General features: G+C 62.9%; 26 protein-coding genes. 21 read left to right on the top strand and 5 right to left on the bottom strand.

What is annotated here, in order from left to right; translation table 11 throughout:
* Positions 1–3: 3 nt before the first annotated feature.
* The 15 genes from RND78_RS18680 to RND78_RS18610 all read left to right on the top strand — a co-directional run bounded on the left by RND78_RS18680 (position 4) and on the right by RND78_RS18610 (position 11,906).
* Positions 4–903 (top strand): hypothetical protein, encoded by a 900-nt coding sequence (locus RND78_RS18680; protein ID WP_312731119.1) that lies wholly within the window; start codon positions 4–6, stop codon positions 901–903.
* A gap of 97 nt (positions 904–1,000) precedes the next feature.
* Positions 1,001–1,213: a helix-turn-helix domain-containing protein gene (locus RND78_RS18675; protein ID WP_058778348.1), complete on the top strand. Its 213-nt coding sequence runs from the start codon at positions 1,001–1,003 to the stop codon at positions 1,211–1,213.
* 134 nt (positions 1,214–1,347) lie between these two features.
* Positions 1,348–1,668, top strand: coding sequence for an ogr/Delta-like zinc finger family protein (locus RND78_RS18670; protein ID WP_312731308.1), 321 nt, complete (start codon positions 1,348–1,350; stop codon positions 1,666–1,668).
* Entirely contained in the window at positions 1,665–1,919 is a 255-nt protein-coding gene (locus RND78_RS18665) for an AlpA family phage regulatory protein (protein WP_312731112.1), read from the top strand. The genes RND78_RS18670 and RND78_RS18665 overlap by 4 nt, the downstream gene beginning before the upstream one ends.
* Positions 1,916–2,167 carry an AlpA family transcriptional regulator gene (locus tag RND78_RS18660; RefSeq protein WP_312731110.1) on the top strand — a complete coding sequence of 84 codons (252 nt, stop codon included), beginning with the start codon at positions 1,916–1,918 and terminating at the stop codon, positions 2,165–2,167. The genes RND78_RS18665 and RND78_RS18660 overlap by 4 nt, the downstream gene beginning before the upstream one ends.
* Positions 2,168–2,198: 31 nt before the next feature.
* Positions 2,199–2,468, top strand: a complete 270-nt coding sequence (locus RND78_RS18655) for a hypothetical protein (protein ID WP_312731108.1) — start codon at positions 2,199–2,201, stop codon at positions 2,466–2,468.
* A gap of 518 nt (positions 2,469–2,986) precedes the next feature.
* Positions 2,987–3,238 carry a hypothetical protein gene (locus tag RND78_RS18650; protein ID WP_312731316.1) on the top strand — a complete coding sequence of 84 codons (252 nt, stop codon included), beginning with the start codon at positions 2,987–2,989 and terminating at the stop codon, positions 3,236–3,238.
* A complete protein-coding gene (locus RND78_RS18645) occupies positions 3,231–3,488 on the top strand; it encodes a hypothetical protein (protein ID WP_312731106.1) in 258 nt (85 codons plus the stop codon). Before RND78_RS18650 ends, RND78_RS18645 begins: the two co-directional genes overlap by 8 nt.
* On the top strand, positions 3,481–3,759 hold the full coding sequence (locus RND78_RS18640; protein ID WP_312731104.1) for a hypothetical protein: 279 nt from the start codon (positions 3,481–3,483) through the stop codon (positions 3,757–3,759). Before RND78_RS18645 ends, RND78_RS18640 begins: the two co-directional genes overlap by 8 nt.
* Positions 3,752–4,759 carry a toprim domain-containing protein gene (locus RND78_RS18635; RefSeq protein WP_312731102.1) on the top strand — a complete coding sequence of 336 codons (1,008 nt, stop codon included), beginning with the start codon at positions 3,752–3,754 and terminating at the stop codon, positions 4,757–4,759. Before RND78_RS18640 ends, RND78_RS18635 begins: the two co-directional genes overlap by 8 nt.
* On the top strand, positions 4,756–6,546 hold the full coding sequence (locus RND78_RS18630; RefSeq protein ID WP_312731100.1) for a DUF927 domain-containing protein: 1,791 nt from the start codon (positions 4,756–4,758) through the stop codon (positions 6,544–6,546). The genes RND78_RS18635 and RND78_RS18630 overlap by 4 nt, the downstream gene beginning before the upstream one ends.
* Before the next feature lie 399 nt (positions 6,547–6,945).
* Complete coding sequence (locus RND78_RS18625) at positions 6,946–7,728, top strand: hypothetical protein (RefSeq protein ID WP_312731099.1); 783 nt, start codon at positions 6,946–6,948, stop codon at positions 7,726–7,728.
* Positions 7,729–8,343: 615 nt separating this feature from the next.
* Positions 8,344–10,209 (top strand): DEAD/DEAH box helicase family protein, encoded by a 1,866-nt coding sequence (locus RND78_RS18620; RefSeq protein ID WP_312731098.1) that lies wholly within the window; start codon positions 8,344–8,346, stop codon positions 10,207–10,209.
* Positions 10,206–10,637, top strand: coding sequence for a hypothetical protein (locus tag RND78_RS18615; protein ID WP_312731096.1), 432 nt, complete (start codon positions 10,206–10,208; stop codon positions 10,635–10,637). The genes RND78_RS18620 and RND78_RS18615 overlap by 4 nt, the downstream gene beginning before the upstream one ends.
* A gap of 438 nt (positions 10,638–11,075) precedes the next feature.
* Complete coding sequence (locus RND78_RS18610) at positions 11,076–11,906, top strand: hypothetical protein (RefSeq protein ID WP_312731094.1); 831 nt, start codon at positions 11,076–11,078, stop codon at positions 11,904–11,906.
* A 524-nt stretch (positions 11,907–12,430) separates the two neighbouring features.
* On the opposite strand, the gene RND78_RS18605 is transcribed toward RND78_RS18610, so the two are convergent.
* From RND78_RS18605 to RND78_RS18595, 3 genes are all read right to left on the bottom strand, one after another.
* A complete protein-coding gene (locus RND78_RS18605; protein WP_312731091.1) occupies positions 12,431–13,051 on the bottom strand; it encodes a LysE family translocator in 621 nt (206 codons plus the stop codon).
* Positions 13,052–13,161: 110 nt separating this feature from the next.
* The gene (locus RND78_RS18600; RefSeq protein ID WP_312731088.1) at positions 13,162–13,650 is read right to left on the bottom strand and encodes a hypothetical protein; all 489 of its coding nucleotides are present in this window, start codon (positions 13,648–13,650) and stop codon (positions 13,162–13,164) included.
* A 221-nt stretch (positions 13,651–13,871) separates the two neighbouring features.
* A complete protein-coding gene (locus tag RND78_RS18595) occupies positions 13,872–14,258 on the bottom strand; it encodes a response regulator (RefSeq protein WP_312731086.1) in 387 nt (128 codons plus the stop codon).
* Positions 14,259–14,498: 240 nt separating this feature from the next.
* On the opposite strand from RND78_RS18595, the gene RND78_RS18590 reads away from it, so the two are divergent.
* The 4 genes from RND78_RS18590 to RND78_RS18575 all read left to right on the top strand — a co-directional run bounded on the left by RND78_RS18590 (position 14,499) and on the right by RND78_RS18575 (position 20,468).
* Positions 14,499–16,103: a histidine kinase famiy protein gene (locus RND78_RS18590; protein WP_312731305.1), complete on the top strand. Its 1,605-nt coding sequence runs from the start codon at positions 14,499–14,501 to the stop codon at positions 16,101–16,103.
* A 250-nt stretch (positions 16,104–16,353) separates the two neighbouring features.
* Entirely contained in the window at positions 16,354–17,847 is a 1,494-nt protein-coding gene (locus RND78_RS18585) for an ATPase domain-containing protein (RefSeq protein WP_059226091.1), read from the top strand.
* Between the two features lie 2 nt (positions 17,848–17,849).
* Entirely contained in the window at positions 17,850–19,946 is a 2,097-nt protein-coding gene (locus tag RND78_RS18580) for an ATP-binding protein (RefSeq protein WP_312731303.1), read from the top strand.
* 36 nt (positions 19,947–19,982) lie between these two features.
* Positions 19,983–20,468 carry a GNAT family N-acetyltransferase gene (locus tag RND78_RS18575; RefSeq protein WP_059226089.1) on the top strand — a complete coding sequence of 162 codons (486 nt, stop codon included), beginning with the start codon at positions 19,983–19,985 and terminating at the stop codon, positions 20,466–20,468.
* Positions 20,469–20,797: 329 nt separating this feature from the next.
* Here the strand turns inward: RND78_RS18575 and codA are convergent, their stop codons facing one another.
* Complete coding sequence (codA, locus tag RND78_RS18570; protein ID WP_312731076.1) at positions 20,798–22,039, bottom strand: cytosine deaminase; 1,242 nt, start codon at positions 22,037–22,039, stop codon at positions 20,798–20,800.
* A 10-nt stretch (positions 22,040–22,049) separates the two neighbouring features.
* Positions 22,050–23,312 (bottom strand): cytosine permease, encoded by a 1,263-nt coding sequence (codB, locus tag RND78_RS18565; RefSeq protein ID WP_312731073.1) that lies wholly within the window; start codon positions 23,310–23,312, stop codon positions 22,050–22,052.
* A gap of 199 nt (positions 23,313–23,511) precedes the next feature.
* Here codB and RND78_RS18560 point away from each other — a divergent pair, with 199 nt between their 5' ends.
* Together RND78_RS18560 and RND78_RS18555 are read left to right on the top strand one after the other, a co-directional pair.
* Positions 23,512–24,429, top strand: a complete 918-nt coding sequence (locus RND78_RS18560) for a 3-hydroxyacyl-CoA dehydrogenase family protein (protein WP_312731071.1) — start codon at positions 23,512–23,514, stop codon at positions 24,427–24,429.
* Positions 24,426–25,868: a sigma 54-interacting transcriptional regulator gene (locus RND78_RS18555; protein ID WP_312731068.1), complete on the top strand. Its 1,443-nt coding sequence runs from the start codon at positions 24,426–24,428 to the stop codon at positions 25,866–25,868. The genes RND78_RS18560 and RND78_RS18555 overlap by 4 nt, the downstream gene beginning before the upstream one ends.
* The last annotated feature ends 62 nt before the right edge of the window (positions 25,869–25,930 follow it).

Raw genomic sequence — 25,930 nt, 5'->3', positions numbered from 1 at the left:
AAGATGAGCGATTATCACTTCAAACAGTGGCTATCATTTGACGACGCGGTCTCCTGGCTAAGCGACCACACGGACATGGCATTTTCCGCTGCAATGTTGGAAACAGCGTTAATTGCCAAGATTATTAACGTACACGCGTGGGCTTTAGACAGACCCGAGATTCATGTAGTCGGAAACTTCGATGAAGCAGTTATTCAGAAACTGCCAAGCCCCTACCTCACCGAGGCTGAAACTCGCCCTAGCATAGATATAAGTCTTCTGACAGATGAGTGTATATTCGAGGGCCCTATCCCTCTCCAAGACTACACATTCTTCAAAAACGCTATGCGGCGTAATACTCCCAACCCACTAGGGATAACGGTTTATGACGGGCAGGGCAGGAGCTTAGTTTGCTATCCACTCAAAGATGACGATATAGCTTCATTCAGCGACGAGCGAATTACGTACCTCTTTCATCTAAATGATTTAAAGGCCTTCGCGGAAAAACTTCCTACGCCCCCACAAGTTCCGCCTGTATTGATCAAATACCTAACTCTTACTCTCTCAGGTACAGACCAGTCCTACGTGGAAGCCTCTAGCAACTCGGCAGGCAATGCTCCTGTGAGTTGGGATCTTCCTGGGCCTGATTTGGTGGACGCGGAAACCGAACAGCCGGACGACGAGCCAGCCCTACGCGCCTTAGGCTTTGCCACCCACCTACTAGCGGAATTGAGCGCCGAGCTTGATGCAAAGGAAAAGCTGCCGGGCCGTCGGCTCGACTTCCGACGCGCTGGAAAGCCGAACGTCTCCCGTATCGCTGACGCGCTGGCCGACATGGCCAAGTCTTTGCGGCATGACGGACACGGTGTCCAGGGAGCCGGGTTCAAGAAGATCCTCGCCCAGGCGCTCGACACGGTTAAGTGAGGCCCAAATCCGAAATCGGATTTCGGAAAATCCGCGTTAAAGCAACCAGATACAGCACCCTTCGCTCCGTCATCGAGAACGCATTACGGAGACGAAGATGCACCATCCCTCACCTACAGCGCCTTGCGCTGACCTCTGGACGCCCCGTCGCGCCGCCCAGGCGCTGGGCGTCTCCCTTCGCACGCTGGCCACCTGGCGCAGCACTGGCCGCCACGACCTGCCGTTCCTCAAGGTCGGGCGCCTGGTGCGCTATCGCGAGCAGGATGTCGCCCGCTGGCTGGAATCCCGCCGTCAGGGAGGTGCCGAGTGATGCACTCCCACCAGCAGCCAGCCGCTATCACCTTCCCGGTTTTTTGTAGGAGCGCCGCGTACAAATCGGCTGCATGTCGTTCTTCAGCAGTCCAAGGGAAGCTTGGCGCGTCCAGAAACCACGGCGTGCTGACCATGACCCATACCTCCCAATCCGCTCGCAAGACTAAGCGCTGCCGGCAGTGCCCCGACTGCGGCGCCTCGCTGGTGAAGCGCAGCTCGATGAGCAAGCACCCCTTGCTGTCGCGCACCTTCTTGATCTGCCGGAATCCGGTCTGCGGCGCGACCTTCCTCGGCGTCGACGAGATCACCCACCGCCTCAGCCCTTCCAGCCAGCCGAATCCGGCCGTCGCCCTCCCCTATGCGCCGAGCGCGCTTCGCCGAGCGGCGTTGGATGACCTCGAGCAGGATGTCGACGTGGCTTGCGCTGGCCAGGTAGCAGGAGGCGCGGCATGAGCACGAACTCCAGCACCCAACCCGTCAGCCTCAGCCAGGAATCGCTGCGGTTCGTGCGTATGCCCGAGCTACTGGCCCTGACCTGTCTGTCGCGCACCACGGCGCATCGCCTGATGAAGACCGACCCGACCTTCCCCAAGCCGGTCAAGCTCAGCGACAGCGGGGCACGTAATGCTCCGGTCGGGTTCGTCCTGAGCGAGGTGCAGGCGTGGATTCAAGGCCGCATCGCTGCCAGGGAGCAACGTGCATGAGCAAGCCGGCACAGAACGCATTCCGCCCCATCGAGCGCATCACCCTGGGCAACCGCCTGTTGCGCCGCCGCGAGGTGGAACTCAAGACCGGCAAGAGCCGGGCTGCGATCTATGCCGACATTCGCGCCGGCACCTTCCCGGAGCCGGTCCCTATCGGCCGGAGCAGCGTCGCGTGGCTCGAGGCGGAGATCGATCAATGGATCGCCGACCGCCTCGCCGAGCGACGACTCGCCAGCGCTGCGTCCTAGGCCCGTCACTTCCCCACCCCGGAGATCCACCATGAACCGCTGCACCCTGACCATCGACAACCAGACCCTGACCTTCACCGTGGAGGACATCGCCAGCATCGAGGCCGCGCTCATCGAGGCGGCCCGTAAGCCCGGCCAGCAGACCTTCCGCACCCTCGGCCCGAACCGCGTGGGCGCCAAGATCGAGCTGAACGTGTCCGGCACTGCCAACGGCGCCCGGCATACCGCCAGTGGCTTGCCAGGCGATGCCCTCACCTTCAACCAGACCACGACCGCGCCGGCCATCCTGACCGACTGCTGATCCACCTCCGCTTCCCTTCCTGAATCCATACGCATACGCCGCCGGGCTCGCTCGGCGGAGAGGAGTTTTGCATGCCTCAGAAAAGACAAAGCCCCGGCAAGCGCGCCAACGCTGCCAGGGCTCAGAACCAATCAATCCGCACCCGCAAGGCTACCACAGCCCCGGCCAATTGCAGCCGCTCGGTCCCCGTGGCCAACGCAGCCAAGTTGCATGGCCTGTTACAGGACGGACCCGCTCAAGCCTTGCCAAGCCTTCCAAAGACGGCCTATAGTCAGGGTGTCGCGGCAAAATCCGTGACCGACCTTGGCCGGTCGAGAAACGAAAGGCGCACAGGCGCCCATCACCAGATTGCAGGCGCTTTTTTTGTGCCTGCAGCTCCGTGTTATGGCAGCTGTGCGCGGGACACCTTCGGGTGTGCCGGGTCCCTTTCGTCCCGGTCGGCCAACCCGCGTACAGCTGCCACCATTCCTCGCTTGGCCGCGAGCGGTGGCAGTTCCTCAACGAAAGGAGCTCCACCCATGAAGCGTTCGCACGCCCTCAATCCGTCCCCCCGTTGCATCCGCGTCGCCGCACACAAGGCCATGGCCTTGGCTGCCCTGCACGCAAACTCCAGTCTTTCCACCCGTCTCGCCCGCTACAACCATCACATGCAGCGCGCCCGTGCCCTCGAGGCCAGCGCCGCGCTCGACACCGCTGTCCTCACCCGCCCTACCCTGCCTACCGCTGTCGCGTCGGTGGTCACCGCCGTCCTGGAGGTGCGTCATGGCTGATCCCATCGATGCCCTCCGCCAATTGCTGACCGAGTTGGCCAGCCCGGCCGGCCAGTCGCCGTCACGCGCTACCCTCGAGGCGATGCTCGACGCCGTCGACGCCCTCAATCATGAGCCCAGCGTCGCTGACCAACTGCGCGCCGAGATCCACGCCGCCGAGCAGGCCGGCCAGCTTCACGTCCGGCAGGTGCCGCTCTCGCTGCTGCGGCTGCTCCTGGCCATGGTGCAAAGGGAGGCCGGCCATGAGTGAGCTGACCCCACTGACCGCCAACCCCAGCGACAGCCACGTCCTCCTGCTCGACGGTAGCCAACCGCTGACGGCCTTGCTCGATTGCGCCGAGCTACGCCTGAGCGCGGCCTATGGGCTGCTGGATAGCGTCACCTGCATGACGATCAAGACTGTCGACCGGCACGACCTCATCAACGTTTCCGAGGCGGCGCGGGTGCTGGTCGCCGATGCCCTGGACCTCTACAAGACGGCGCGGGCTCTCAGCGCTCGTGGGGAGGTGGCCCATGGCTGAGAGCCGCATTCCCGAGCTGATCCGCCAGGCCGCATTACATGCCCTGGCCAACGCCACCACCCTGCTCCCCGAGTGGCTGCCGAAGGGCAGCCGCCAGGGCCGCGAGTGGGTCGCCCCCAACGTCGCCCGAGGTGACCGGAAGGCCGGCTCCTTCGGCGTCTCCCTGGACAGCGGCAAGTGGAACGACTTCGCCGACAGCGCCGCCCACGGCGGCGACCTGGTGTCGTTGCTGGCCTATCTGCGCGGCTGCCGCCAGGGCGAGGCGGCGCGGGAGATCGATCAGCGCCTCGGCCTGGGGCTGTTCGCCTCGCTCGCCAGGGAGGATGGCCAGCCCTCGGCCGAGGCCCTGGCCGTGCGCCAGCACCTCGAGGCGCAGCAGCGCGAGGCCGAGGCGCAGTTGCAGCACAAGCAAGCCGCTGCGGCGCGTCAGGCGGCCTTGCTCTGGCAGCACGGCAAGCCCGTGGATCGGCTGCATACCTACCTGCAAGCCAAGCAGGTGGAGCCGTTCGGGCTGCGCCAGCTTGTCCATGGCCGTCTGGCGGTGCCCCTGGTCCTGGGCGGCCGGCTGGTCAACCTGCAAATCATCGATGGCCAGGGCAACAAGCGCTTTCTGGCCGGTGGGCGGGTGCAGGGCTGCTATTGCCCGTTGGGCAAGGTCACGGACGGCGCCCGGCTGTACGTCTGTGAGGGCTGGGCCACCGGCGCCACTCTGCACCAGCACACCGGGGCGCCGGTGGTCTGCGCGCTGAACGCCGGCAACCTCAAGCCGGTGGCCCTGGCCATGCGCGACCGCTTCGGCCAGCGCGTCGAACTGGTGATAGCCGGCGACGATGACCGTGGCTCTCCCGGCAACCCCGGCCGCGCCGCGGCGAACCGGGCAGCGGCCGCGGCCGATGCCCTGGTGGTCTTCCCGGAGTGGCCCTATGACGGACCGGCCGAGCTGTCCGACTTCAATGACCTGCACCTCTGGCAGAGCGGACGCTGGGAGGTGTCGGCATGAGCACGCCCGAACCGAAAGCCGGCCTGAGCCTGGTCGGCGAGCCCAAGGTGCCAGAGCGCGACACCCTCGACCGGCCCTGCTTCGCCGTGTACGACCGCCCCGTCTTCAAGGAGGGCAAGGCGTTCCGCGAAGGCACCTGGTACCACGGCGTCAAACACAGCGGGCCGGAAGACGACCCGGTGCCCTTCGACTACTGGATCTGTTCGCCGCTGCACGTTGAGGCGGAGACGGTGAACACCGAAGACGGCAGCATTGGTCGCCTGCTCAGCTTTCGTTATCGCGGCAAGCGTATCGAGTGGGTCATGCCGATGGAGGCCCTGGCCGGCAAGGCCGACGAGGTGCTCAAGGCACTCATGCGCCAGGGCCTGGCCATCGAGTACCACCAGCGCCGCCACGTCGCGCCCTACCTGGCCAGCTACCACGCCCCGGCGCGGGTGATCGCCACCACCACCAAGCCCGGTTGGCACGAGTCCGGCGCCTTCGTGCTGCCGTCGCGAGTGCTGGGCGGCGACAACGTGCGCTATCAGGACTCGGGCCGGGCGGTGAACCTCTTCACCACCAAGGGCACGCTGGCCAACTGGCAGGCGCAGATCGCCCCGCGTTGCCTGGGCAACCCGGTGCTGATCCTGTCGGTCTGCTGCGCCCTCGCCGGACCGCTGCTGACCAAGCTGGGCGTCAACGGCGGCGGCATCCACCTGGTGGGCGATTCCTCGAGCGGCAAGTCGCTGGCCCAACTGATCGCGGCCTCGGTGTGGGGCAACCCCGGCACCTTCGCCGCGTCCTGGGACGTATCCAAGGGCGGTGTCGAGATCGAGGCGGCGTCACGCAACGACACGGTGCTGATCCTCGACGAGATCAAGCGGGCCGACCCCAAGCGGGTGCAGGAGATGGCCTATGCCATCGCCAACGGCATGGGCAAGAGCACCATGACCCGCGAGCGCGAGGGCAGGGCCAAGCTGACCTGGCGCGTCCTGGCGCTCTCCAGCGGCGAGCGGTCGCTGTCGGAGCATGCGGCCATCGCCGGCAACGGTGCCCATGCCGGCGCGGAGCTGCGCATGGTGGACGTGAACGCCGGCACACGGCCGTTCCGGGCCTTCGACGATGTGCAGGGGCTGACCGGCCAGGAATTCCATCGGCTGCTGACCGATGCCGTCGGCCAGGACTACGGCCACCTCGGCCCGGCCTTCGTGGAAAGCCTGCTCAAGACGCCTGAAGACTTGCTCGAGCGTTTCCGCGAGCTGCGGGCGACCTTCCGCACAGAAAGCTCCCAGGCCGGCCGGGTGGCGGACCGCTTCGCCCTCATGGCGCTGGCCGGTGAGTTGGCCAGCGAGCGCCAATTGCTGGGCTGGCCCACCGGCACGGCTGGCAACGCCTGTCGCCAGCTGTTCGGCGAATGGCTGGCCAGGATGGGCGATGGCAACGCCGAGGAGCGCCAGATCCTGCGCGGCATCGCCGACTTCATCGCCCTGCACGGCGACAGCCGCTTCTCCTGGGTTCACGCCGAGCACGCCGCCGTCACGGTGCGCGATCGGGCGGGCTTCTACGAGCTGATCGACGATCGCCGGCTCTACCTGTTCAACGCGCCCGCGCTGCTCGAGGCGGCGGCCGGCTACGGCAAGGAGCGAATCCTGCGGGCACTGGTGGAAGCCAATGCGCTGGCCAAGGTGGATGAAGAGGCCCGCACCTCCCGGCGCACCAAACGCTATCGCACGCCAGGCGGAGGTAATGCGCGGTTCTACGTCATCGACCCCGAGCGATTGGATACCGAGGGGGAAAGTCAAGCATGAATCTCCCAGTAGAGACCCCCTTACTGACTGTTTTCGGTGGGAACAGTGGGAACGTGGGAACAGGCCAGCAACGACGCGGGTTACAGCGTTCCCATATGAATAACGAGAGTGGGAATGTGGGAACACAACTCTGTTCAATTAATAGCCACCTTCCCCCTCTCCGTTCCCACTCAAAAAGAGTGGGATCAAATTCACGCGCTCAAACCCGCATTCCAGAGCGGTTTTGTCCACGTGCCCACGTTCCCACTCACTTTGCGTTTTCAGACATGAACAAGGGTGTTTTGGCACGAAGTGCTTGACGCACCTCCTTTGACTTGATCCACACAACCCCAACGGCGACGGCTGGCCGTGCTCGAGCACGGTCGGTCACGAGCCCCCAGCACCAAAACGAGAGCCCCCATGAGTACCGAAAGCCAAACCAATACCCTCCCCGAAGACGTCGCCGCTGCCCTGGCCAACCATGATCAGGCGAAAGCCGCTTACCTGACCCAACGCGAAACGCTGGTCACCCTGGGCAAGCGCCTGGAGAAACACCGTGCCACCGGCCGCGCCGCCCGGCACGAATCGGAGACGGCCGGCAGCGAGTGGCGAGCTGACTTTCGCGACGCCGATGGCGAGCTGACGCCCGAGGTCTTGAAGGCGAAGCGCGACGAGCTGGACAAGCGCGAGCTGGCCGAGAGCTACGAACAGTTGGCGACCGAGCTGGAACCGAGCTACCAACTGGCTCAGGTGGAAACGGCCTATGCGCGCCGGACGTATGACAGCGCCCTGGAGAGGGCCACGGCGGCCTATGGCGATCACTGCCTCGCCATCGCCTCGGCGGCGCTGTTCGCCACGGCCGAGGGCCGCACCTGGCTCAGGCTGATACAGCGCCAGGAAGCCCAGCACCTGCACGCGGTGATCAAAGAGGAGATTGTCGGCGACGGTCAAACAGCCAAAGGTCAAGCCGAGCGCCAAGAGGCCGCGAGGGGACGCCTAGAGCGAGCCCTGGCCAAGCTGGTAGACGAGGCGGCGGCAGCGGTCGAGCCGGCCGAAGCTGATCCATTCGAGCAGACCCTGCAGGCGGTCGACGCTACGGCCTACGAACTGACCGGCCGGGCAACAAGCGTCCTCGCGTTGAACCGCCAGCGGGCCGAGGCCCAGGTGCTGCTCGAGCAGCAAGGCCAGCAGCGCAGCGCCTAGCTCTTCCTGGCCAGCGACAGGCCGCCTACGGGCGGCCTTTTCGTGTCCGGTCGCCGAGGGCCACGTCGACACGCTGCGCGCCTTGTAAGGAGTCTGATCAGGTCAGACTCCTTACCTGCTGGATGCAGAGCTGCACCTGTGGAGCGTCACAGGCTGCGGAGCCGACGACCTGCACCGATCAGCCCTCCCTGGCCAGCGACAGGCCGACGACGGGCGTCGTGGAGGCGTCCGGGCGGATGGTCCCACCCCTCGGCCGCCAGAGGCCGGGCCGGAGAGCTCTGCACCCGGCGCGCGCCGTTGTCCCCCCGCCACACCTGCGGGCTAAATGTGTGGGTTTTTCTGCACCTCTGCAATGACGTCAACCCCGCGCCAGATATAGCGTTGGATAGGTGATTGGCGAGCCATGCCATTCCGCAAATCCCTGCAGCACGCCCGTTTATCACCCCCTCTGACCCTTCGTACCGTGATTGGCTATGCTGTGACGCAGGTCACTCAAAAGACCGAGTGTCGGCACTTCCACCGCTTTGTAGGGCCGGGACCGTCTAGTGGACGAAGTTGGCTCACACCGATTTGGGTGACCTGGATCTGAACCACATATCATTCAAAGGAATGAACATGCCAAAGCAGTATTTCATTGATACCGCCGTAAACATTGTCGGCAACAAAAAACTCAGAACACCTCAAATTGCAGCCTATCTAAGCGCGCAGGATTTTTTTTCGAATCCTGACAACAAAGAGGCCCTGATCGTATTGCCAACTGGCACTGGCAAAAGCGGCCTAATATCAATAGTGCCGTTCGGAATTTCCCAAGGCCGCGTACTTATAATCACACCAGGCCTAGTAACCAAACAAAGCATTCGCAAAACTCAAGAATTACTCGAAGATAATTTCTGGGTTAACTATGATGTTATCTTCGACCCCAAAGACCTTCCCACTACTTGCGAATACCAATCAAACACTTTGTTTTCCAACTTGGAAAGCAGCAACATCGTATATTCGAACATCCACCAGATATATAGTGAACGTTCATCTTGCCTAGTCAATAACGTTCCACCAGATTTTTTTGACCTGATTATTATTGACGAATCGCACCACTCTGTAGCGGATAGCTGGCAGAAGGCGCTGGATTATTTCCAGAAGGCCAAAAGACTTCATGTAACTGGAACGCCCTTCAGAGGGGACAAGCAAGAGCTGCCTGGCGTCAAGATCCACGAGACGCCCCTATCTGAAGTGATGCGCGACAGATACGTAAAATGGCTACGAAAAGAAACAGTAAATGCACACGAACTCTATTTCACGCTGAAAGACCAACCGGGACTCAAACTCACAAAAGACCAAGTCCTAGAGTTCAAAGATAAGGAATGGATTGAGAAAAGCGTTGCTCTATCAGAAGAATGCTCGCGGGACGTAATAACTCACAGCATCGAAAAGCTCCAAGAACTTAAAAAAGTATCCTCCAGCGTCCCGCATAAAATCCTCGCCGTCGGCTGTAGCATTAAGCACGCAGAGGATCTTTTGGTTTGGTACCAAAGCTATGGAATGAGAGCTGTAATTTTGCATAGCGAAATGGACTTCTCATTGCAAGAGCAAGCATTCCGCACAATCGATAACCACGAATGCGACGTAGTCATTTCTGTCAATATGCTTATGGAAGGCTACGACCACAAATATTTGACTGTCCTCTCCATATTTAGACCGTATAGAAGTATCAACGCATTCGCGCAAATTGTCGGCCGCGTATTACGTGCGATCCCTGAAAGTGAGATCACTGCCTTCGAAATTGACAACAATGCGATTGTTGTTTACCACGAAGAAACCGGCCTAGATGGCATGTGGCATGCGTTCCAAACAGAGGTCGATAGAGCAAAGCACCAGCGGACAAAAGAATATCAAATTACTGATAGCGAATATGCTAGCCGCTCTACTACCCTCGGAGGGGTATCATCTAGCGAGGCTTTTGTAAGCGATCAAGACTCTTATCTAGACGACCTAGACTTCAATCGTCTTTTCCTGGAAAAAAGAAAAGAAGTCGATCTAATTGCGACCAACAAACTTCAGAAAATAGCCGAACTGCAAGACTATGACGCCGAAACATTAGAAGCGATCAAAAACGCGATAATTGGCGCAGAAACCAAAAAGGCAGCAGAACAGATTATAGATCCAAATCTCATAGCGAAAAGGCCAGAAAAAGCTCGCCGACAGCTTAGAGATATTTTAACCAAAAAAGCCCAAGACGAAATCGCGAACTTTTTAAGCGACAAGGGCCTAGATGAAAAAAGCTCTACTCTTTATCGGACCTTCGCACCGCATCTACCGATGATAAAGACAGACACACCAAACGATGGTATACTCATGATCTTTATGAATACCAAGCTTGCTAAAAAGTTTGGCAAAGTGACAGAAAGAGACAACAACACTCTTTTGAAGTCTGTCGACCACATCCAAGTAGTCATGTCAGAACTAAGAGCGATGATTAGATGAGCACACTAGCGATCAAAGCCATCATCGAAGAATTAACGACACTACATGTCGTAAAGGGTGTGCAACCATCCGAACTCGTTGATAGCATATTCGAAGAAAATTACTTAGAAAGCAGCTTTCAAAAAACCACCAAAGGTTACGTTTTCAAACTTTCTTTCACGGAAAAAGAAGACCTCTCCGATCAATATCAAGTGATCGAGATGAGATACACTTACAACAAAGACCGCCACTTAGTGCTTATCCAGCAGAAAATAGGGTCAAAAAGATTAGTTACGCAGTGGGACAGACAAGTAGCCATTGAAGAAAGAGTTTCCAAATTGAAAACGCTACTTCTCGAATCTAAGTCCCATCAGTCAGTTGCGAAGATACTAGCAACACTGCCCTGCGAATTTTCCGAGATCAAAACGCAGCTCAAGCTCGTCGCCTGATACCGATATGCTCAATAAAGCCCCAGCTTAGTCTGGGGCTTTTTCATTTCTAAGCTATCACCCTGAGCCCTAGCTTCCAGTAATGGCACTGTCATGACATAGGTAGTGGCTGACAATCCGTCGCCAGCTGGTCAACGTATCCTATCCCCATATCTCCCGACATGTATCCCTGCACCAGAGTCAGACCACGAATCCCTCTCATACCAAGGCCTTTAGCCACGAGTTAGAAGCTCGCCGAGCCCCAGCCATGACGATTTTTTACTCAAAACTGTAGCTGAGGGTGCAGCAGGCAAATTCTTGAGCTAGCGTTTTAGATGACAGACTTCAAACGTTTGGGAGCAACGAATGTTGGGGAAGAGAAAAATCGCATTCGCATACCATTGCCCAGGGTGGAACTACGAGGGCGGCGACCAAGGTGTGTTACGTGGATCGCGCAAAGTGGCGCCTGACGAGTATGAAGAGGAAATGGCAGACAACCTTTTCTGCCCCGCCTGCAAAACTAATGTTGAGCGCACCCCAAGAAGGAAAGATCTCTTCACAAATCAGAGAGAGCCCTTCTTCCGACACCTAAAACGCTGGGCGAATATACCATGTGTATTAAGAGCAAAAAAACCAAAAGGCAAAAGATATAACTCTTGGGAAGAGGCCAAAAGGGCTATCGACCATGAAGAGCTAACTATTATAAAAGAGTTTCTTCAAGACAAACCGGAAATTGACGAGCGCAGCGACAAAGAGTATGACGAAACTCCTGTCGAAGACGCTGACGGGCCGTTATCTGAAGTACCAATTGGGAGGCACGAAGGAGAAAGCTTTGAGCTACCGAGCAAAATCACTACCATTGCGGGAATTTGCAGAGGCCTAGACAAAAACCTAGGGAAATACTTTTATTTACCAGGAGCCAGCTTCCCCATAAAGCTCGCCGAGCTATTGACTTATATAGTTGAGGTGGAAGACAGCATTCTAGAAACAGAGCAGACACCTCGTCTTTATTTCGGAAAGATAAAGAAAAGTTTTAACGCAGGAAAATACGATCACAACATTCGTATGACTCGACTTGAGTGCAACCCTAAAGTAGGCGATTTCACTATAAAAGCCAGTAATGGATTTTGCAGAGACAAGGGTATAACGGACGATTCTGAAGGCCGCATAGTCATGTTTTACGGCAAGATCACTACAAATGGGAGCGGCCTAGCTGCGACTGCCCTAGCATGGGGCGAGATAGCGCTAGTACCAGCCAAATACGCTGAACTGCTGATCCCAGAACGTTAGCCGACGGCAGCGACTACAGACCGCTTTATAAGCATAGGCAGGCGTAAGATGTTCGAAACTCATGGAATCCCGTTGATCTGCAAGCTGACAGCCGCTGCCGAGCCAATGCTATGGAACGGGACCGTTGTGTGCCAGAAATCAAGGCTGGCCCGCCAGCAAAACGCCACCTGATTGCAGCAGCTGCTGCTAAAGCGAGGAGTACTAACAGCGTGACGGATGCTATCGCAGTACATGTGAGGAATCTGCGGCAAAGCGACTCGAGAATTCATGCGTTTGCCTGTCATACAGGGATTGTGGTCGCTCAGTAGGTATAGCTCGGCCAACATTGCCCCTGTATGCCTCTGTGTATGCCAGGCCTGTTAGGTAAACGAAAAATCGCTCTAAAACAGGCATTCCATAGAAATATTGTGACGTAGTCGCTCCAATCAGATCCGCAAGGACCGCCCCAAAGCCCGCCTAGCACGGGCTTTGTCGTTTCTGGCTTTTACTCCCTACGCCTCTAGCCAAAGCGCCGCCCCCCTTCCCTACCGCTTCCCCAACGCCAACTTCGCCGCGAACAGCAGAAAGACCACCCCCGTGGTCCGATCCAGCCAGCGGATCACCGCCGCCTTGCGCAGGGTTTCGCCCAGGGTGCGGGTAGCGCCGATCAGGACCAGGGACCAGAGCAGCCCCAGCACCACATGGATGGCGACCAGGCCGAAGGTCCAGGCGATCAGGGGTTGACCTTGAGGAATGAATTGCGGCAGGAAGGAGACGTAGAAGATGCCGACCTTGGGGTTGAGCACGTTGCCCAGCATGCCCTTCAGGAACCAGTTGGCGGTCGTACTGCCCTCGCCTGCCGTGGGCGCGATGGCGGTGCGGGGGCGCAGGAGCAGGCTCAGGCCAAGCCAGCCGAGATAGGCGGCGCCGCAGTACTTGAGCAGGGTGTAGGCCAGCTCCGAGACCGCCAGCAACGCGCCCAGGCCGAAGGCCACGGCCGCGCCCCAGAGCAGGCAGCCCACATTGATGCCCAGGGCGGCGCGCCAGGCCTGGCGGCGCCCTTCGACAGCGGCGGTGCGCAGGACCAGGGCGGTATCCAGTCCCGGCGTGAGGGTGAGCAGCGCGGCGGCCAGGGTGAAGGCGAGAAGACTGTCGGCGATGGACATGGCGGCGTTCGTTTCGGCGGGGCACGCCGAAACGGTAGCACGGGATGCCAGCAGGGTTGGACTTGGTGTCTGGCGCGTCAGGCCGCCCGCGAGCGGCCTGACGGTGCCCCTCAGCCCACGGCGCGGAAGGCCGGCTCGTGCTCGGCCACGTAGCGAGCGGCGGCGCGGCGGGCTTCCAGTTCGAAGGCCTGGGGGTAGCGGTCGACGATGCGTTCCAGGGTGCCGCGGGGGATGCCGTCGGCTTCGAAGTCGGTACGGCACAGCAAGGCGCCGGCATGGCAGACGTTACGCTCGACGGCTTCGATCAGGCCCCCGGCGCGCAGGCTCTTGACGATGTTATGGGGGAGCCGGCGCGCGCGACGCAAGGCCGCGGTGGCGGTGGCCAACACGTCGAGGACTTCGTCCTCCAGCGGGCTGAAGGGGCCGTTGCCGAGCTTGCCCTTCTGCTGCAGATAGCGGCGGGAAAGCAGGTGGCCCTGGCGTTCCAGGGCAGCCTTGGCGCTCATGTCCAGGCGACCGCGACTTTCCAGGCTGCGCTCCAGCGCAATGAGGAATTCCCAATCGGTGATCTGAGAAATCTGGGTGATGACTGCGTCCATGAAGCGCTCCTTGCCAGTCGTGAATAGATGGCACATTGATAGCGTTCAGAAGGTTTGGTTCCCTGGCTGGTGCACCAGCCGACGGACGTCATATCAATTAGCCATTGCCGACTCCGCCATGTCGCAAAAAGGCATTGAAATGCCTACATGGTCAGCCCTTGCAGCTGGCTACCGGAAGGCGGAACGACGCGAGCAGGGTCCGTCGCGTTCGCCGTGGCGGATCAGCGACGAGGCAGCAGGCTTTCGACCAGTTGGCTGAGGTCGGCCACGCTCCAGGGTTTGGGCAAAAAGGCAGCTCGGCGCGGCAGCACGGCGAGATCCTGGTCGATGTAGCCGGAGATGATGATGAAGGGCACGGTGGGCCAGCTGGCGGCCGCCAGCTGGGCGAAGGCGAGACCGTCGAGGGTGCCGGGCACGTTGACATCGGCGATGACCAACTTGGTATCGCTGCCCTGGTTATCCATGTGGGCCAGGGCATCGTCGCTGGAGGCGACGGCGACCACGTTCAGGCCCTGTTCGGTAAGAATTTCGGTCAGCAGCTCGCGCTGGCCCGGATCATCTTCCAGAACAAGAATTTGTCTTTGTATATCAGGGCTTCTCGGCTTCATGGCAGCTCAGACATCTGATGAGCGAGAGGTTCTCCGCGAACTGTCTTAACGGTCACCTGAAGCGCGTGAATGGTAGGCTGGCAACTGGCCGCCAAAGCCTTGCGCCGCCTGGCTTCCAGCCCGGAAAGGGTGCACCAGACGCCCTCGCCACCCGGCATCGATGAAGTTTTTCTGCCGCTTGGCTGTCTCAGGAGCAAGACGTCAATTTTGCCGCGCAAGGATTTTTCAGACGTGAACCAGATGCCCCAGTCCCGCAAGGCGCGGGTCGACAATTCAGCGACGAGCGATGTTTCGCACGAGGGCAAGAACATCTTCTTCGCCGCCGTGGAAACCACCCGGATGCCGATGCTGGTCACCGATCCCAAGCAGCCCGACAACCCGATCATCTTCGCCAACAACGCCTTTACCGAGATGACCGGCTACCAGGTGGACGAGTTGCTCGGGCAGAACTGTCGCTTCCTGCAGGGGCCGGAGACCGACCGCTCGGTGGTCAATCAGATCCGCGAGGCGGTGGAACAGGAGCGCGAGATCTCGGTGGAGATCATCAACTACCGCAAGGACGGCTCGAGCTTCTGGAACGCCCTGTTCGTGTCGCCGGTGTACAACGATGCCGGCGAGCTGACCTACTTCTTCGCCTCCCAGCTGGACGTCAGCCGGCGCCGCGACGCCGAGGACGCCCTGCGCCAGGCGCAGAAGATGGAGGCCCTGGGGCAACTCACCGGCGGCATCGCCCACGACTTCAACAACCTGCTGCAGGTGATGGTGGGCTACATCGACATCATCCAGCGCACCGCGGAAAAGCCCAGCGTCGACCAGGAGCGGGTGCTGCGCAGCGCGGCCCATGCGCGGTCGGCCGCCGAGCGCGCGAGTACCCTTACCCAGCAACTGCTGGCCTTCTCGCGCAAGCAGAAGCTGGAAGGCCGGGTGCTCAACCTGAACAACCTGATCCGCACCTCCCACGAACTGGCCGAGCGGACCCTGGGCGACGTGGAGATCCGCACCCAGCTGGAAGGCGACCTGTGGAATTGCCGCATCGACCCGACCCAGGCGGAGCTGGCGCTGCTCAACATCCTGATCAACGCCCGGGATGCCCTGGCGAATCGCCCGCACCCCAGCGTGGCCATCGAGACCCGTAACGTCGAGGTCCGCGAGCTGGCCACCATGTCCTACGATGGCCTGCTACCCGGACGCTACGTGAGTCTGGCGATCACCGACAATGGGCACGGCATGCCAGCCAGCATCCGCGACCGGGTGATGGACCCCTTCTTCACCACCAAGGAGGAAGGCAAGGGGTCGGGCCTGGGGCTGTCGATGGTCTATGGCTTCGCCAAGCAGTCCGGCGGTACGGTACGCATCTACTCGGAAGAGGACGTCGGTACCACCATCCGCCTCTACTTCCCGGCGGACGACAGCCACATCACCCACCCGCATGCCGAGCAGCGGACGGAACGCCGTAGCGGTACCGAGCGCATCCTGGTGGTGGAAGATCGCCCGGACGTGGCCGAGCTGGCCAAGCTGGTGCTGGAAGACTACGGCTACACCGCACAGATCGCCTTCAACGCCAGCGAGGCGCTGCGCGTCCTGCGCGAGACCGCCCGCCCCTTCGACCTGGTGTTCACCGATCTGATCATGCCCGGCGGGATGAACGGCGTGATGCTGGCCCGGGAGGTGAAGCGCCTGCATCCGGACACCAAGGTACTCCTCACCACCGGCTATGCGGAGAATTCCCTGGAGCGCACCGACATCGGCGGCTCGGAATTCGACGTCATCTCCAAGCCTTACATGCCCAACGACCTGGCCCGCAAGGTACGCCGGGTACTGGACGGCCCCAACGGTATCGCCTGAACATTGCGCCGCGTGACCTAGGTACCGACGGCGCGTCGACGTCGATGGCCGGAGTAGCCCCGGCTCGACGACGCGACTAGACTGACGATTAATCCGGGCGCAGATCGCACCCTCGCCCGTTCCTCGCCGCCGTCTTCCGGCTCGGCTCAGTCGATTTCCCCTGCCGTCGCGCTGCGGGTTCCTTCGGGGAGGCTCTGCGCCGCGTCCTTCTCGTCTCTTTCGCTCCCGACGCCGCGAGGTCCGGTCATCCATGAGTTCTCTCAGCCCGTCAGTCATCACGACAGGCAATCCCGGCTTGGACAAGGTCCTGCGCGGCGGCTTGCCGAAGGATCGGCTCTATCTGCTCGAAGGCACCCCCGGATCCGGCAAGACCACCCTGGGCCTGCAGTTTCTCTTCGAAGGGGTTCGCCAGGGCGAATCGGTGTTGTACATCACGCTGTCGGAAACCGGGGAGGAGCTGCGCAGCGTAGCCGAGTCCCACGGCTGGAGCCTGGACGGCGTGGACCTGTTCGAGCTGTCCGCCGCCGATGCGGTGCTGGGCGGTGCGCAGGAGCAGACCATCCTGCATCCCTGGGAGTCCGAGCTGGGCGACACCATCGGCCTGATCCAGGCGCGCGTGGAGGAACTCAAGCCGAACCGGCTGGTGTTCGACAGCCTGTCGGAGATGCGCCTGCTGGCGCAGGACCCGCTGCGCTATCGCCGCCAGGTGCTGGCGCTCAAGCAATTCTTCGCGGGACGCGGTCTGACCGTGCTGCTGGTGGACGACCTGACCACCAGTGGCAACGAACGGGACAATCACCTGCACAGCCTCTGCCACGGGGTGCTGACCCTGGAACGCCTGACGCTGGACTTCGGCGCCGCGCGCCGCCGCCTGCAGATCCAGAAGCTGCGCGGGGTGGACTTCATCGCCGGCTATCACGATTTCACCATTCGCCGTGGTGGGCTGGAGATCTATCCGCGGATGATTGCCTCGGGGCGCTATCAGGATTTCGCCGGCGAGCCCGTGCCCAGCGATATCGCTGACATGGATGCCCTGCTGCACGGCGGCCCCTTGCGCGGTACCAGTACGCTGATCACCGGCCCGGCCGGTACCGGCAAGACGACCCTCGCCCTGCAGTATGTGATGGCCGCCTGCTCCCGCGGCGAAAAGTGCACCGTCTATGAGTTCGACGAACGCATCGGCACCCTGCTCAAGCGCGCGCAAAGCATGGGCATGCCGCTGCCGCGTTATATCGAGGAAGGTCTGCTGGTGGTCCACCAGATCGATCCCGCGGAGCTGTCTCCCGGCGAATTCGCCTGGCGCGTGCGGCGGGACGTCGAGGAGCACGGGTGCCGGATGCTGGTGCTGGACAGCCTCAACGGTTACCTCGCCGCCATGCCCCAGGAACAGCAGTTGATCCTGCAGATGCACGAGCTGCTCTCGTACCTGAGCCAATCCGGCGTCGTGACCTTTCTCATCAATCCCCAGCACGGACTGGTCGGCACGATGACCTCCAGTCTCGACATCTCCTATATCGCCGATACGGTGGTATTGATTCGCTTCTTCGAGGCCCAGGGGCGCCTGCGCAAGGCGATTTCCATCCTCAAGCACCGCGGTGGCGGCCATGAGGACGCGATTCGGGAATTGCGCATCGACGCCCAAGGCATTCGGGTCGGCCAGCCCCTGGTGGATTTCCGCGGCGTACTGACGGGTACGCCGGAGTACTTCGGCGCCAAGCAACCCCTGATGGAAAAGCGCGATTGACGATGACCGTGGCGCCTTCCTGCGAACTCATCATCTGCGCACCGCTGCGGGGTGATGCGGCCAGCCTGCAGCGGCTCTTCACCCAGGGCTATCACACCCGTTACCTGGCCACCCTCGACGAGGTGGCGATGGCCCTCGGCGACGAGACCGGCATCATCGTCTTCACCGAAGAGGCCTTGCGCCAGGACCTGAGGTCGCTGGCGCACGCGCTGGAGCGGCAGCCGACCTGGTCGGACATCCCGCTGGTATTGCTGGCGTCCGACTCCAAGCGCTCGGGCCGCGGCAACGACCTGCTGCGCCGCCAGTTGCCCGCAGCTGCGACCAACCTGGTCATCCTGGAGCGCCCCCTGAGCGGTGCCTCGCTGCTGAGCAGCGTCGCCGCAGCCTGGCGTTCGCGCCTGCGCCAGTTCGAGATGCGCGACCGCCTCGCCGAACTCGCCCAGGAACGCGAGCGCATGCAGACGCTGCTGGAGAACCTGCCGGTCGGGGTGTGCTTCATGGATACCGAGGGACGCACCCTGGTCAGCAATCCCTTCTACGAGCAGCATGTGTCGGGCCACCAGATTCCGTCCCGGCAACCTGAGGAGGTCTCGCGCTGGGTGGCCCTCGATGCGGCCGGGCAACTGCTGTCGCCCGATCAGTTCCCCGGAGCGAAAGCCTTGCGGGGCGAACGGGTGAAGGGACAGGACTTCTATCACACCAGCGCGTCGGGCGAGGAATCCTGGCTGCGGGTGAGCGCGGTGCCCTTGCACGACGAGACCCAGCGGATCATCGGCGCAACCACGGTGATCGCCGACATCAGCGACGAGAAGCGCGCGGAACTGGCCTTGCGCCGCTTCAACGAAGAGCTGGAATCCCAGGTGGCGGAGCGAACCCGCACCCTGGCGCTCACCCTGAGCGAATTGCAACGGGAGAGCGCCGAGCGCAGTCGCGCCGAAGAGCACTTGCGTCAGTCCTTGAAGATGGAGGCGGTCGGGCAACTCACCGGCGGCATCGCCCATGACTTCAACAATATGCTGACTGGCGTGTTGGGCGCGCTGGATCTGATGAAAATCAAAGGCAAGGGCCAGCTGGAAGGCCTGGAGCGCTACATGGAGGCCGCACAGCATTCGGCGCACCGGGCGGCCGCGCTCACCCAACGGCTGTTGGCCTTTTCACGGCGACAATCGCTGGAATCCCGCCCCATGTCCGCCAACGACCTGATCCTGGCGCTGCAGGAACTGCTGGAACGCACGGTGAGCGAGCAGATCTCGGTGACGCTGGCCCTTGCCGATGACCTGCCCTGGGTGCTGGCCGACGCCAATCAGCTGGAGAACGCCCTCCTCAACCTGGTGATCAACGCCCGCGATGCCATGCCGGACGGCGGCGTCATCACCCTCGAGACCTATCCGGTCGCCATCAGCGAACAGGGTACCGAGGACGAGGCGCTGGCACCGGGGGACTACGTGTGCATCGAGGTCCGGGATACCGGCACCGGCATCCCGGAGCGGCTGTTGGGCAAGGTGCTCGAACCCTTCTTCACCACCAAGCCGCAAGGCCAGGGCACCGGGCTGGGCCTGTCGATGGTGTATGGCTTCGCCCGGCAGAGCAATGGCCGCCTGACCATCGCCAGCGACGAGACCGGGACCCAGGTCTGCGTCTACCTGCCGACGGCGGTGCAAAAGAGCGAGCCGGAACGACCCGCGCCGGTGGTCTTCACCCAGGGCGACGGCGAGACCATCCTGCTGGTGGAAGACGACGACGCCGTGCGCCTGGTCAATCAGGAGGCACTGGAAGCCTTGGGCTATCGGGTCTGGAGCGCGGCCGAAGGCAAGGCCGCGCTGCGCCTGCTGGAGCAGATACCCGAGCTGAACCTGCTGGTGACCGATGTCGGCCTGCCCGGCCTGAATGGTCGCCAGCTGGCGGAGGTGATCCAGCAGCGTCGCCCACGGCTGCCGGTGCTGTTCCTGACCGGCTACGCCGAGGGCGCCCTCAGCCGGACCGCCTTCCTGGGTGGTAACATGGAGCTGATGACCAAACCCTTCACCCTGGACCAGTTGGCCGCGCAGGTCGCTGCCATGCTGTCCCAGTCAGCCCAGCGGGTGACGACGACCTCCTGAGGTCGCCCTCCCGCCAGCGATCCCGCCAAGGACTCTATGATTTCCCAGATCCGCCCCGCCCGCCGCGCAGACGCCGCCCGCATCCATGCCCTGATCGTCGAACTGGCCGACTACGAGAAGGCCGTCCATGAAGTGCTGGCCAGCCCGGCGCAGATCGAGGCCACCCTGTTCGCCGCCGATACGCCCACACGGGCGCTGGTGGCCGAGCACGAGGGTGTGGTGGTGGGCTACGCCGTGTATTTCTACAGTTATTCCACCTGGCTGGGCCGCAACGGCATCTACCTGGAAGATCTCTATGTCAGCCCCAGCGCCCGCGGCACCGGCCTGGGCAAGGGCCTGCTACGCGAGCTGGCCCGCGAGGCGGTGGCCAACGACTGCGGTCGCCTGGAGTGGAGCGTGCTGGACTGGAACACCCCGGCCATCGAGTTCTACGAAAGCCTCGGCGCCGCAGCGCAGAGCGAATGGGTACGCTACCGCCTGGATGGCGCGGCCTTGAGGGATTTCGCGGAAAGCGGGCGTTAGGGTCGTCGCCTGCAGTGAAGCGCTGTGGATGTGCCCTGGCGGCGAGCTTCATCCCGGCCATGGGCCTCCTACAGCAGCCGGATATCCCGTAGGAGCGGCCGCATCGCTGGATCGCCATGGTCGCGATCCCGGTAAGCCGTAGCGTGGAAAACGGCGCAGCCTTTTCCACGGGAAGTTCGCCGCTAGGGCTTCCCTCACCCCAGCCCTCTCCCGGAGGGAGAGGGAGCTAACCGCGCAGGCACCAGCTCCTTCAGCCCCGGCAAATCCCAAGCAGCAAACCCTTGTCGGTAGGTGCGTCCGCATTGGTGGACCGCCACGACCGCGGTCCGTTATACGTCCGCGAACTCCACCTGCGCCGGGCGGCGCTGCATCAGCACCTTGCCGTGGCGGATGGAGTACAGCGGCAGGCCCTGGCTGCGGACCATCTCGTAGTCGCTGTCGGCCGACAGCACCAGCAGGTTGGCCGGCCGCCCCTCCTCCAGGCCGTAGCGATCCCCCAGGGACAGTGCCTTGGCGCTGTTGACCGTGACCAGGTCCAGTGCCGATTGCAGGTTGCGATAGCCGAGCATGTGGCAGATGTGCAGCCCCGCCTCCAGCACCCGCAGGATGTTGCCGTTGCCCAGCGGATACCAGGGATCGACGATGGAATCCTGGGCGAAGCAGACGTTGAGCCCCGCCTCCAGCAACTCGTTGACCCGGGTCACCCCGCGACGCTTGGGAAAGCTGTCGAAGCGACCCTGCAGGTGGATGCTCTCGGTCGGGCAGGAGATGAAGTTGATCCCGGCATGGGTCAGCAGGCGGAACAGCTTGGCGCAGTAGGCGTTGTCGTAGGAGCCCATGGCGGTGGTGTGGCTGGCGGTGACCCGGTCGCCCATGCCGCGGCTACGGGCCTCTTCGGCCAGCACCTCGAGAAAGCGCGAGTGGGGATCGTCGGTCTCGTCGCAATGGACGTCCACCAGGCAGCCGCTGCGCTCGGCCAGGTCCATGAGGAATTTCACCGAACTCACGCCCTGGTCGCGGGTGTATTCGAAGTGCGGAATGCCGCCGACCACGTCGGCACCCAGGCGGATGGCCTCTTCCATCAACTCGCGGCCGTTCTTGAAGGACTCGATGCCCTCCTGGGGAAAGGCGACGATCTGCAGGTCGATCAGGTGGCCGGTCTCCTCGCGTACCTCCAGCATGGCCTTGAGCGCCGCCAGGGAGGGATCGGTGACGTCCACGTGGGTGCGCACGTGCTGGATGCCATGGGCGGCCAAGGCCTGGATGGTGCGCTTGGCACGGGTCTTGGTGTCTGCCTGGGTGATGGTGGCCTTGCGCTCGCCCCAGCATTCGATGCCTTCGAACAGGGTGCCGCTCATGTTCCAGCGCGGCTCGCCGGCAGTCAGGGTGGCATCCAAATGGATGTGCGGCTCGACGAAGGGCGGCACCACCAGGTTGCCCTTGGCATCGAGGTCGTCGGGCCCCACCGTGGGCGGCAGCAGTTGCTCGGCGATGGCGGCAATGCGCCCGCCTTCGAGGCGGATGTCATGGAGGCCTTCGCGGTCACGCAGGCGGGCGTTGAGGATGCGCATGGTGGAACTCCTAGAGCGAGGCAGGGGCGGTAGTGCGCCCCCGAGTCAGCCCATTGAACACCCCATAGGCCAGCGCCGCCACCCCGATACCTACCAGGGGCGCCACCCATGGCGAGCCGAAGGCGGCGGTGGTGCCCAGGCCATAGGCGGCCAGGCCCGGCCAGTTGTAGCGCGGCAGGCGCGCCTCGGCGAGCAGCGGATAGCGACCGCGATGACGTAGCCAGTAGTCGGCGACGATCACCCCACCGATGGGTGGGATCACCGTGCCCAGCAGCACCAGATAGGGCACCAGCAGGTCGTACATGCCCAGCAGCGCCAGGGCGGTGCCGATCAGGGCGCCGGCCAGGGTCACCGTTTTGCGGCGGTCGGTACGCACCAGGTTGCAGCCGGCCACGGCGAAGTTGTAGATGGTGTTGTCCTGGGTGCTCCAGATGTTGAGCAGCAGCATGGCCAGGGCGGCGGTGGCGAAGCCCTGCAGCATCAGCACCTCCACCACGTCGGGCTGCTGGTAGACGATGGCACCATAGGCGCCGATCAGCACCATCAGGCCATTGCCGATGAAGAAGCCGATCAGGCTGGCCAACACCGCCACCCGGGTGGAACGGGCGAAGCGCGTCCAGTTGGTGGCCTGGGTGGCGCCGCTGACGAAGGTGCCGAACACCAGGGTGATGGCGGTGGACAGGTCCAGGCTGGCGCTAGGCTGGATCGCCAGCAGGCCGTCCAGGCCGCCGGCCTTGCTCGTCGTCACGCTCATGGACAGGATCAGCAGCACGGCCATGGCCGGCACCGCGATCCAGGAAAAGATCTCCAGGCCGCGGTAGCCGACGTAGGCGGTGGCGCAGAACCCCAGGCCGAACATCGCCATCAGCGCCAACACCGCGCCCTCCTCCAGGCCGAAATACTTGCCCAGCACCACCGCGGCGGTGGCGGTGCCCCAGGCGTACCAGCCGATCTGGGTGAAGCCGAGGATGAGGTCGCAGAGCTTGCTGCCGCGCTCGCCGAAGGCGAAGCGCCCCATCAGCACCGAGTTGAGGCCGCTGCGACAGGCGATGTGGCCCAGGGCGGCGGCATAGAGTCCCAGCAGCAGGTTGCCGATGGCGATGACCCAGAGCAGATCGGCGAAGCCGAAGGCCACCCCCAGCTTGCCACCAGCGAACATGGTGGCGGTGAAGAAGGTGAACCCCAGCAGCACCATGGCCAGGGAGGCCAGGCCCTTGCGGGCATGGGGCGGAACTTCGCTCAGGGGATAGTCGTTGCCTGCAGCTTCGCTCATGACGGGCTCCTCGAGATAGGCGTGCCTGTCTCTTAGCAGTGCCCGTGCCAGGCGCGGCCAAGGGGCGTTGCAGAGCCCTTTGCCAGTCCATCGCCTGAGCGCCGCGGCCCGGCTATGGTGCAAGGCAGTACCCCGTGCCTTGGCCGGGGGCGGTCAAGTGTGAGACGGTTGCGGCGGCTGTCTCATAAGGATAAGGATCATGACCACGCCTCGCCTCGCCGTCCTGGGTTCCGGTCTCATGGGGATTGGCATCGCCGTGCACCTCGCCCGCCATGGTCATGCCGTGCGGCTGCAGGACGTCGACCCGGCCCGGCTCGCCGAGGTACCGGCAACCGCCCGCACCCTGCTCGCCGAGCTGGAAGAGGCCGCTATCGCGGTGGACACCGAGGCCGTCATAGGCCGCCTCACGACGACCAGTGATTTGGCGGACCTCGCCGACTGCGACCTGCTGTTCGAAGCCGTGCCCGAACGCCTGGAGCTCAAGCACCGCCTCTATGCCCAGCTCGAAGCGCTGCTGCGGCCAGACGCCCTGATCGCCAGCAACACCAGCGGCCTGCCGCCAGACGAGCTGGCCGCGCAGCTGCGCCATCCCGAGCGACTGCTGATCGCGCATTTCTGGAATCCGCCACACTTCATTCCCCTGGTGGAGCTGGTGCCCGGCACGGCTACCCTGCCCGCCCACCTGGAAACCGTACGGCGGTTGCTGGAGGCCGCTGAGCTGGAAGCCGTGGTGTTGCAGCGGGCCATTCCGGGCTTCGTCGGCAATCGCCTGCAATTCGCCCTGCTGCGCGAAGCTCTGCACATCGTGCAGAGCGGCGCGGCCGATGCCGAGACGGTGGACCGGGTGATGCGCGCCTCCCTGGGCCGGCGCTATGCCATGGTTGGCCCGCTGGAAACGGCAGACATGGGCGGCCTGGATACCTTCCGCGACATCGCCCGGCACCTCTGGCCAACCCTGGCGCGGGACGAGGCGCCGCTGCAACTGCTGGAAGACCAGGTGGCCGCCGGCCGTACCGGGCTGCGCAGTGGCCATGGTTTCTATGACTGGGACGCCGCGCGGCGCGAACGTATCGTCCAGCGGCGCCTGCACCAGCTGCGCCATGCGCTGAAGCCATGACCAGCACGCCAACCGGCCTGCCGGGACTCGAGGACTATGCCGGCATCCGCCAGCGGGCGATCCGCTCGCTATTCGAGATCATCGAGCAGACCAGCAACGGCACGGTAATCGTCGACCGCGAGGCGCGCATCGTCTGGATGAACCAGAGATACGCCCAGCACTTCGGCCTGCCGGATGCCGCCGCCGCCATCGGCCAGCCAGTGGAACAGGTAATCCCCCACAGCCTGCTGCGCGAGGTGGCGCGCAATGGCCAGCCGATCCTGCTGGATATGCTGGAGACCCGCAGCGGGCCGCTGGTGGTGATGCGCCTGCCGATTCATACCGACGAGGGCGAGTTGATCGGCGCCATCGGCTTCGCCCTGTTCGACCAGTTGCAGCAACTGGCACCCCTGGTGACCCGCTACCTGCGCATCCAGGAGGAGCTGGCCACCACCCGCCGCTCGCTGCAGCACGCGCGTACCGCCAAGTACGGCTTCGGCCACTTCGTCGGCAGCGGGCCGGCCAGCCTGGAGGTCAAGCGCCGTGCCCGCCGCGCCGCGGCCAGTGCGGCGGCGGTGCTGCTGCTCGGCGAGACCGGCACCGGCAAGGAGCTGCTGGCCCATGCCATCCACGGCGCCTCGCCGCGGGCCGGGCGGCCCTTCGTCAGCATCAACGCCGCGGCCATTCCCGAGAGCCTATTGGAGGCGGAATTCTTCGGCACCGCACCGGGCGCCTTCACCGGTGCCGAGCGCCGGGCACGCCCGGGCAAGTTGCAGATCGCCCAGGGCGGCACCCTCTTTCTCGACGAGATCGGCGACATGCCCCTGGCGCTGCAGGCCAAGTTGCTGCGGGTGCTGCAGGAAAAGGAATACGAACCGCTCGGCTCCAACGAGGTGCTGGCCTGCGACGTGCGGATGATCGCCGCCACCTCGCGCGACCTGGAGGCCGCCGTGGCCGAGGGGCGTTTTCGCGCCGATCTCTACTATCGACTCAACGTCCTGCCGATCCGCATCCCCCCGCTGCGCGAACGGCTGGACGACCTGGCGGTGCTGGCCGAAGCCATCCTCGACGGGCTGCCCGCCGTGGCCGGTCAGCCCACTCCCGAACTCACCGCCGACGGCCTGGCCCTACTGCAACGCCAACCCTGGCCCGGCAACGTGCGCGAACTGCGCAACGTACTGGAACGTGCCGTGTTGCTGGGTGACGACAGCCAGCTGGATGCCGTGGCGCTGGCGGAGGCTCTGGGCGGCGCCCCTGCCATGCCCACTACGGCCGAGGCGGTCAGTCACCAGACCGGCGAAACCTATGCCGCAGCCCGCCAGCGCTTTGATCGCGACTTGCTCCGGTCGACCCTGGCCGCCTGTGGCGGCAAGGTGGACGAAGCCGCTCGCCGCCTGGGTTTGGGGCGGTCTACGCTGTACAAGAAATTGGTGGTCCTGGGGCTGATGTCTCAAAAATGAGATATGTACAAATGTAGAGACACAGTCCGTAGGAGCGGGGGGGGGGGGGGGGGGGGTGTGTG

This window comes from Pseudomonas oryzihabitans (assembly GCF_032027545.1).
Classification (GTDB): domain Bacteria; phylum Pseudomonadota; class Gammaproteobacteria; order Pseudomonadales; family Pseudomonadaceae; genus Chryseomonas; species Chryseomonas oryzihabitans_F.
This window is presented reverse-complemented; position numbering and strand designations above follow the sequence as displayed.